This window comes from uncultured Dialister sp., from assembly GCF_900538805.1.
Taxonomy (GTDB): Bacteria; Bacillota; Negativicutes; order Veillonellales; family Dialisteraceae; genus Dialister.
Genome location: NZ_UPZP01000092.1, coordinates 1 through 8875, shown reverse-complemented (window position 1 = coordinate 8875; position 8875 = coordinate 1). Strand labels below are relative to the sequence as shown.

General features: G+C 53.8%; 5 protein-coding genes, 1 pseudogene and 1 other annotated feature. Of the genes and pseudogenes, 3 read left to right on the top strand and 3 right to left on the bottom strand.

Annotated features, from left to right (window positions below):
- Positions 1 to 252 precede the first annotated feature (252 nt).
- Genes QZQ29_RS07805 through QZQ29_RS07795 form a run of 3 tightly spaced genes read right to left on the bottom strand, consistent with a single transcriptional unit; the run spans position 253 to position 3231 of the window.
- Positions 253 to 936 (bottom strand): energy-coupling factor transporter transmembrane component T, encoded by a 684-nt coding sequence (locus QZQ29_RS07805; RefSeq protein ID WP_296962058.1) that lies wholly within the window; start codon positions 934 to 936, stop codon positions 253 to 255.
- Positions 933 to 1751, bottom strand: a complete 819-nt coding sequence (locus QZQ29_RS07800; RefSeq protein ID WP_296962056.1) for an ABC transporter ATP-binding protein — start codon at positions 1749 to 1751, stop codon at positions 933 to 935. Before QZQ29_RS07800 ends, QZQ29_RS07805 begins: the two co-directional genes overlap by 4 nt.
- Positions 1744 to 3231: a tryptophan transporter gene (locus QZQ29_RS07795; protein ID WP_296962054.1), complete on the bottom strand. Its 1488-nt coding sequence runs from the start codon at positions 3229 to 3231 to the stop codon at positions 1744 to 1746. The genes QZQ29_RS07800 and QZQ29_RS07795 overlap by 8 nt, the downstream gene beginning before the upstream one ends.
- Before the next feature lie 50 nt (positions 3232 to 3281).
- Positions 3282 to 3497, bottom strand: a binding site (T-box leader).
- A 727-nt stretch (positions 3498 to 4224) separates the two neighbouring features.
- Here QZQ29_RS07795 and QZQ29_RS07790 point away from each other — a divergent pair.
- The 3 genes and pseudogenes from QZQ29_RS07790 (at position 4225) to potE (ending at position 8547) form a co-directional block, all read left to right on the top strand.
- Positions 4225 to 4488, top strand: a complete 264-nt coding sequence (locus QZQ29_RS07790) for a hypothetical protein (RefSeq protein WP_296962052.1) — start codon at positions 4225 to 4227, stop codon at positions 4486 to 4488.
- 443 nt (positions 4489 to 4931) lie between these two features.
- Positions 4932 to 7109 carry an ornithine decarboxylase SpeF gene (speF, locus tag QZQ29_RS07785; protein ID WP_296962050.1) on the top strand — a complete coding sequence of 726 codons (2178 nt, stop codon included), beginning with the start codon at positions 4932 to 4934 and terminating at the stop codon, positions 7107 to 7109.
- A 61-nt stretch (positions 7110 to 7170) separates the two neighbouring features.
- Positions 7171 to 8547, top strand: a pseudogene (potE, locus tag QZQ29_RS07780) (putrescine-ornithine antiporter).
- Positions 8548 to 8875: the final 328 nt, after the last annotated feature.

Sequence of the window (8875 nt, the reverse complement as noted above, 5' to 3'; positions counted from 1 at the left end):
CCCCTCCGGGGTGGCAAGCGAACGTGATTTGTAAGGGAGCTACAGCGACCTGAAAATCACGTGAGACGCTTTCCCGTGGAGAGACGCCGCCACAGGCGGCAGAAGGGGTGCATTTCCCACGCGCCGCAGGCGCGGTTGTATGATTTTCCACGGGCGCAGCCCGATTGTATGGTCTTCCCAGCCCACTAGTACACTAGTCCACCAGCCCACTAAAAAAATGCACCCTTTGAGCAGGGTGCATTTTTTTACCTATTACATTCCCAGTTTCACCCGTCCGTAGATAACGGCGGCGGTGACGATAAGGATGAGGACCATGAAGATATAGTCTTTTCCTTTGGGTGCCACGCTTTCCATAAAGGTTCTCTTGGAGCCGCCGAAGCCTCGAAGTTCCAGGGAGAGTGCCATGGTTTCGCTTCTTCCCAGGGAGCGGAGCATGAGTGGTCTTACGATGGACATGTAGCGCTTCACCTGTTTGAAGAAGTTACCCTTTACGGCCAGGCCGCGGCAGGCCTGGGCTTCGGAGACGGCTCTGTTTTCTTCTATGAAATCGGGGATGAAGCGAAGTCCTGCGGTGAACATGAAGGCGTATTCATAGGGTACCTTGAGCTGGCGTACCATGGAGGCGGTGAGGTCCTGTAATTTCACGGTGCCAAGGAGGTAGATGAAGATGATGGTCATGCCCAGCATGCGGAGGGCTGCCACCACCGATTCTTCAGTGGAGCCGCCGCCCAGTTTTTCGATGGCTCCCAGAAGGGCTGCGAAAATGATGAGCATAATGAGGGCTTTGATGTTTTTGAAAAGTTCGCTGGACACCAGGAGGATAAGGAGTTCCAGAATGCAGAGGTAAAGGAGGCTTTCCGGCTTATGGAGTACAATGGCCCATACGGCGGTGGCCAGGGTTAAAAGGATTTTTGTAAGCGGTACCAGATTTCTCATAAGGAAACTCCTCCTTTCCGTTTCATAAATTCTCTGCAGAAGCTGTCCATATCCCGGCAGTAGGGAGCGCCGGGAAGGCGCCGGCCCAGAAGCACTGCCGGCGGATAGGCCAGGCCCCAGTCTTCGGGGCGGTTGGCTTCGGAAAAGAGGATTTCCGGCTTGTCATCGAAGACGGCCTTATGACCTGCAATGACTACCGCCCTGGTGCAGTCCCTGGCTACGATGTCCATGTCGTGGGTGACCAGGATGATGGTGATGCCCTTTTCCTGCAGTCTCTCCATTAATGCCATGAGTCTTTTCTTTTCTCTGCCGTCCTGTCCGCTGGTTGGTTCATCGAGGACCAGGTATTCCGTATCCATAGCCAGGGCGGAGGCGATGGCCACCCGCTGCTGGTCGCCGCGGGACAGGGTTCTCGGATATTCGGCGGAGAGACTTTCCGTGTCCGTGTCCGCCATGGCGCGGTCGATGGCATCTTCCATTTCCTGTCCCCGCTTTCCCTGATGGAAGGGGCCGAAGGCGATTTCTTCCCGCACCGTGGGCATGAACATCTGCCGGTCCGGCTGCTGGAAAACGTACCCGATGAAACGGCTTCTCTTGGAAGCGTCTTCCTTTGTCACATCGGTGCCGTTGTAGATAATCTGTCCGGAAGCCGGTTTTTCCAGTCCCGTCAGGAGGCGGGTAATGGTGGTTTTGCCGCTGCCGTTTCTTCCGGTGATGGCCACGAATTCTCCCTTATCGAAGGAGAGGGACACATTGTCCAGCACGAGAGGCAGATTCTTCGCGTACCTGAAGGATACATTTTTCAGTTCAAGCATGTTTCTCTCCTCCTTTCCCAAAGGAATCCACCACGGACTGCTCTGCATCCCTGATATTCAGGAAGGGCTTTTCAAAGGAAATCCCTTCGTCTTCCAGGGTGAGCTGAGCTCTGTACATATCCGGAATGGCTTCTTCGTAAATATGGTTCTGCTTCATGGCCCGCATCACCTCTTCCGGTGTGCCCTGGCTGATAATCTTTCCCTTATTCATGAGGACAAATTTCTTCGCATAGGGCAGGGTGGCTTCCAGATGATGCTCTGCCACAATCACGGTGAGCCCTTCTTTCCGGTTCAGCTCGCCCACCATTTCATAAAATTCGCGGATGCCCTCGGGGTCCAGGGCGGAAGTAGGTTCATCGAATACCAGCACCTCCGGCTCCTCCGCCAGCACCGCAGCCACCACCAGACGCTGGCACTGGCCGCCGGAAAGGGTGGAAACCTTCCGTTCTTCCAGTCCGTCCAGATGGACCTTGGCCAGCGCTTCTTTCGACCGCCGGCGGATTTCATCGGGTGGGAAACCGTGATTTTCCAGGGTAAATGCCATTTCCTCCCCTACGGTCAAGGTAACGATCTGGGCCTTGTAGTCCGAAAGGATGACGCCGATGGAGGAGGCCAGGTCTGCAATGGTATGCTGGGTCACTGCCTTGCCGCCGGTGAAGACCATGCCTTCCATGGTGCCGCCGTAGTAATGAGGAATGGCGCCGGCCATGGACATGAGGAGGGTGGTTTTACCTGCGCCGTTGGGGCCGGTGACCACCACGAAATCTCCCTTGCCAACGGCCATGGATACATCGTCCAGTGCCTTCTTATTGGAAAAAGGATAGGTGTAGGTGAGATGCTCCACGCTGATGACCCCTTCCTGCTGCTGAGCAAGCACCAGGCCGCTGTGGTCGCTGTCCTCCACGTCGGACTCTGCCATGTAGTGCATGGATTTGAAAAGGCGGAGCGCCGGGAAATAGAGGAACGGTGTGATAATGCCGTTTCCGATGCCCACCATGGCCACCGCAGGCAGCATACCGTAAAGATAAACTTTCATTGGAATGCCCATGACAAGGGTCAGAATAGAAACGAAGGTAAAGCCGGACACGCAGGTGGTAATGAAACCTGCAATGGCGGGCCGCAGTGAAAATTTCCCGATTTTAATGGGCGGCACGGAATGGGCAAAGAAACCGGCCACATAGGCGCCGAAGAATTCGGAAGCAAAGTCGCCGTAGGGGAAGGCGGACTTACTGGTGAACACTTCCATCAGCGCCGCCACCATGCAGATGCCCAGGCACTGCTTATAGCTTGGCTTCGTCAGAAGGATGGCCACCACATAGCAGGCAATCATCCAGTTCGGCGTGAAGCCTGCCACCGACGGGGAAACCAGATGGAGCAGCATGCCGATGGCCAGCATGAGAGTGGAAATGGTAAGCCAGCGGAACCTGCCTCCCCTCGCCTTGGTAAAGACAAGTTTTGATACATCCATAACCTGTTCCATGATGACAACCTCCTGTAAAATAAAAATCCCTTCATCCCTCTGCTAAACAGCAAAGGGACGAAAGGATATAATTCCGCGGTACCACCCATATTGGCAAATGCCCATCTCAGTTTCCAGTAACGGTGAAATCCGTCTGTCTCTACACCAGCGGTTCGAAACAGCGCCTCCCAGGCCCATTCATCAAGACTGCCATACCGGACTTCCACTTGCGCCGGCTCCCTTGGATGGCTTCCATCAGGACTACTCTTCCTGTTCTACGGCTTTTGTATTTGTATATGAAAGAGTATAGCACCCCTATGGGATAGTGTCAATATTTTCATAGTGAGCTGGTGGGTTCCTCCATCCTATTGTCCCACCGCCTGCGGGGGGAAGGTGGTGCGTCAGCACCAAAGGGGGCGGGCCCGCAGGGCCCGAAGGTTCAGAGGGTTCAAAGGGCAGGAAAAGGTTCTGAAGTTTGACCGGCCGTCGGCCGGAGGGTTCTTAGGTTTGACAGCTCTTCGGGCTGAGGGTTGTGGTATCGCAAGGGGCCGCGGAGCGGCCCGGGTTCAGAAGGTTCAGAGGGTTCTGCCTGCTTCCAGCAGGCGGGTTCAAAGGGTGTGGTATCGCCTGCGGCGATAAGTTTTATAGTCATCGTTACGGGATTTACTTCCCGCCCTCACGGTCATTTTGAGCCGCAGGCGAAGAATCTTGGTAAGCGCCGACATTGATTCCAACTAGCACACTAGTCCACTAGTTCACCAGCTCACTAAAAAATACCAGTCGGCGGGAAGGCTGCGTCATTAGGCATCGAAAAATAGCGGCATCAGTTCTTTCGGCCCTATCCTCAGGGCTTCGCCCAGCTCCATTCCGGTCGGGCAGATAAAAGGAAAGTGCCTCTAATTTTCTTGTTTCCCCTTGAGGTGGCAAGGGAAACAAGAACATAGCGGGATTGTCCTTTGTGTCATAGGAAGTCTTTTCCTCCTGGCCGGTCTTTATTTCCTCTGGCCCCTCCCTGTGCTCATTCCCATTCTCATCATCACGGTCATCCCTTTATCCATTACAGAAACGGTGAGTATGTCCATGGCCCTGTCCCGGCAGGGAAAGAACGCCGGCGCCGCCTCTGCCCTGCTGGGTTTCTTCACCGTGGCACCGGGAAGTCTCACCATGCCTTTGACCGGCATTGCCGGAGAAGACACAGCCCTGCCCCTGGGACTTTTGATGGCTGCGGGCTATGCGCTCTGTCTTGCATCCTACCGGAAATGGGTTTACGGGAAATAGTATTTCCTTTGTCCCAAGATAATAATAACTATTTTGTTATTATTGTCTTGGGATTTTTCTTCTTCCTCCTGATTTTTCTCCCTGATGAAGCATTTTCCAGTTTCCTTTCAATGATTCTTCCTGATATATACTGCTCTCTTTTGCTTGACCGGTTCTTTACACAGGCCTGTGTTCTCTGCCTGTTTACCCTTTTAATCGCCGGCAGTGATTAATAACATTTTTGTTATTAATAGCTGCCGGTTTCCTTTTATCCATGCAATCTGTAATGATTTCCGGGATTTTCTTTTTTGGTATGGAATCGGTATTGGAGTATTTTCCCAATTTTCTATACAATAAGCACAGTCAAGGACGTAAGTCCCCTGCCGGGAAAGCGCATCCGGTGCTGTGCACACACCTCACGCTTCCCATTCATAACAAAATGTTCCGTACAGGAGGTTTCAATCGTGAAACATTTAAAAATTGCTTACTCTGATAAAGCCCTTGAAATTTTCGGCAGCATTTCCTCCCGCGAAGTGATCGGCGTCAATGATACCGATTTCACCGACGTAGGTGCCGTAGTCATTACGGATACGGACACCGATGTATTGAAGAAGGAAATGATTTTTGCCTTCAACATTCCGGTGCTCCTCATCCGCACCAAGGAAGGTCCGGTGGCTGACGATGTCATCAGCAGGGTATACCGGGTCATCGACCTGAACGGCACGGATCACGATTTCTACAGCCGCCAGATTGAAAGCGCCGCATCCCACTATGAAGATGCCATGCTTCCTCCTTTCTTCAGGGATTTGGAGAAATACGTGGAAAACGGCTACTCCCAGTTTGACTGCCCAGGCCATCAGGGCGGCGCTTTCTTCAGGAAGCACCCGGCAGGCCGCGCATTCTACGATTTCTTCGGTGAAAACACATTCCGCGCGGACCTGTGCAACGCAGACGTGGCCATGGGTGACCTCCTCATTCATGAAGGCCCGGCCCTGGCAGCCCAGAAACACGCCGCAAGGGTGTACAACGCCGACAAAACCTATTTCGTACTGAACGGCACTTCCACTTCCAACAAGGTGGTACTGAATGCAGTGCTCACCCCCGGCGACATCGTCCTCTTCGACCGCAACAATCATAAATCCATCGACCACGGCGCCCTGGTGCTGGCCGGCGCCACCCCTGTATATCTGGAAACGGAAAGAAATGCCTTCGGCTCCATCGGCGGCATTCCGGAACACTGCTTCAATGAAGAATACATCCGGAAACTGGTGGCTGAAAGGGATCCGGTGAAGGCAAAGGCCAAGAGACCCATCCGTCTGGCCGTCATCCAGCTGGGCACCTATGACGGCTGCATCTACAACGCCCGCCAGGTGGTGGATAAAATCGGCCATCTCTGCGACTACATTTTCTTCGACTCCGCATGGGTGGGCTATGAACAGTTCATCCCCATGATGAAGGACTGCTCTCCCCTTCTGCTGGACCTGGGCCCGGAAGACCCGGGCATCTTCGTTACCCAGTCCGTCCACAAACAGCAGGCCGGCTTCTCCATGACCTCCCAGATTCACAAGAAGGACTCCCACATTAAAGGCCAGGACCGCTATGTACCTCATAAGAGAGTGAACAATGCATTCATGATGCACGCTTCCACCTCCCCCCTGTACCAGCTCTTCGCCGCGCTCGACGTGAATGCCAAGATGCATGAAGGAGAAGCAGGGAAGAAACTCTGGAGAGATGCGGTGAAACTGGTGATTGAAACCAGAAAGCAGGTCCTCCGCAACTGCCACTACATCCGTCCCCTCGTTCCTCCCGTTGTTTACGGAAAGAAATGGGAAGATGGAGATACTGAAAAGATGGCCAACGACATCAATTACTGGGCCTTCGAACCGGGCGCCAAATGGCACGGATTCGACGGTTACGGCAAGGGCCAGTACTTCATCGACCCCATGAAGCTGCAGTTCGTTACCGCCGGCATTGATGTAGAAAACGGCGGCTATGAAGAATTCGGCATTCCCGGAAATATTCTGGCCAACTACCTCCGTGAAAACGGTATTATTCCGGAAAAATGCGACCTCAATGATATCCTCTTCCTCATGACTCCGGCGGAAAACGAAACAAAGATGAGCGACCTGGTGGCCAAGCTCATCCGTTTCGAACAGCTCATCGACCAGGATGCGCCCATGTCCGAAGTGCTCCCCTCCATTTACAACGCCTATGAAGAAAAGTACAGAGGCTACACCATCCGCCGCCTCTGCCAGGAAATGCACGATTTCTACAAGGACCGTGAAGTATCCACCCTGCAGAAGCAGCTCTTCCTGAAAGACTATTTCCCGGAATACGTGATGAATCCCCAGGAAGCGCAGTATGAATTCATGAGAGCCCACGGCGAACTGGTGGACCTTGCCGAAGCAGAAGGCCGCACGGCCCTGGAAGGCGCTCTCCCCTATCCGCCAGGCGTCCTCTGCGTACACCCCGGCGAAAAATGGTCCAAAACCGCTGTCACCTATTTCCTTGACCTGGTGGAAGGCATCAACCAGCTCCCGGGCTTTGCTCCTGAAATCCAGGGCGTCTATGTACAGACCGGCGAAGATGGAAGGAAACATGCCTACGGCTATGTACTGAAAAAGGAATTTGAAAAGAAATAATGACTCATCAGGAAGCGGGGAAACCAGATTTCCCCATCCTTCCTTACCAAAGGAGAAAATCATGAGTAAAGCAAACAAAATGAGCGTTTTCCAGCTCACCATCCTGACGGCGGTCAATATGATGGGCTCCGGCATTATCATGCTGCCCTCCAAGCTGGCCCAGGTGGGCGCCCTGTCCATCGTTTCCTGGCTGGTGACAGCTGTAGGCTCCATGGCTCTGGCCTATGTATTTGCCAAGTGCGGCATGTACAGCAAAAAAGGCGGCGGCATGGGCGGCTATGCAGAATATTCCTTCGGCAAAGCCGGCAATTTCCTTGCCAACTACACCTACGGCGTATCCCTGATTTTTGCAAATACCGCCATTGCCATTTCCGCCGTAGGCTATGCCCTGGGCTTCCTTGATACCACCCTGGACCCCGTCATGACCTGCGCAGCCACCATCTTCACCCTCTGGCTGGCTACGGTCCTCAATTTCGGCGGCGCCAAGTACACCGGACAGGTGTCCTCCGTCACCGTATGGGGTGTCATCATCCCCTGCATCGGCCTTGCTTTCGTAGGCTGGTTCTGATTCTCCCCGTCCATGTACACCGCCAACTGGAATGTCCATGACCTGGGCTTCGGCGAAGCGGCCATGAACGCCATCACCATGACCCTCTGGGCTTTCCTGGGTATGGAATCGGCCTGCGCCAATGCGGACGCCGTGGATAATCCGGAAAAGAACGTGCCCAAAGCCGTTCTTGGCGGCACCCTTCTGGCAGCAGCCTGCTACATCGTTTCCACCAATATTATCTTCGGCATCGTTCCGGCAGAAGACCTGGTTTCCAGCTCCGCTCCCTTCGGTCTCGTATTCTCCCAGATGTTCGGCGGCACCGTAGGCAGAATCATCATGGGCCTCATGGTTCTCTCCTGCTTCGGTTCCCTCCTGGGCTGGCAGTTCACCATTGCCAATGTATTCAAAGCAGGCAGTGACGAAGGATACTTTCCGGCCTTCCTGAAAAAAGTCACCTCCCACGGCGCCCCCATTGCCGGCATGGTGGCCATCACCATCATCCAATCCCTCTTCTCCCTCATGACCATCAGCCCATCGCTGAACGAACAGTTTGAAACATTGGTCAACCTGGCTGTCATTACCAATATCATGCCCTACCTCCTCTGCATGGCTTCCATCGTAGTCATCATGAAGGCCGTAGACCATGTGGGCAGCGAACTCAAAACCACCAAGCTCATCGCTTTCATCGCCTCCCTCTACAGCCTCTACGCCTGCTACGCCTCCGGCTTTGATGCCATGACCTACGGCGCCATCGTCACCGTATTCGGCTGGACCCTCTACGGCTTCGTCTCCGACCGCTTCGACCTGAAAAAGGCAAAGGCAGACAACGAAGCATTGGAAGGAGGAAAAGATCCCGCCGGTGCTGTACCTGCGGCTGTAGAAAAATAAGAAATATGGCCTGCCTGGGGCAGGGCCGGCCATAACATCCTCTACAACAGAAAACCACCGTCCTCATCGAGGGCGGTGGTTTTCTATTGGTCAGGTTCAGTGCCTTTTGGGCGCAGAAGGGGCGTTGATTAGATGATAGATGATAGACGTTAGACGATAGACATTAGAAATCAGATGTCAGACAGCGCCACGTGCCTTGCCTTCCCCCCTCATGGTCATTCTCGTATAGTAAGTGTAGGGCATGAAGTTAGATACTTCCATTGCCCACCTTGATGGGTAGGGAATCCTGGTGCTACGATGAAAGTAACATGGAATAGCTCAGAAGACG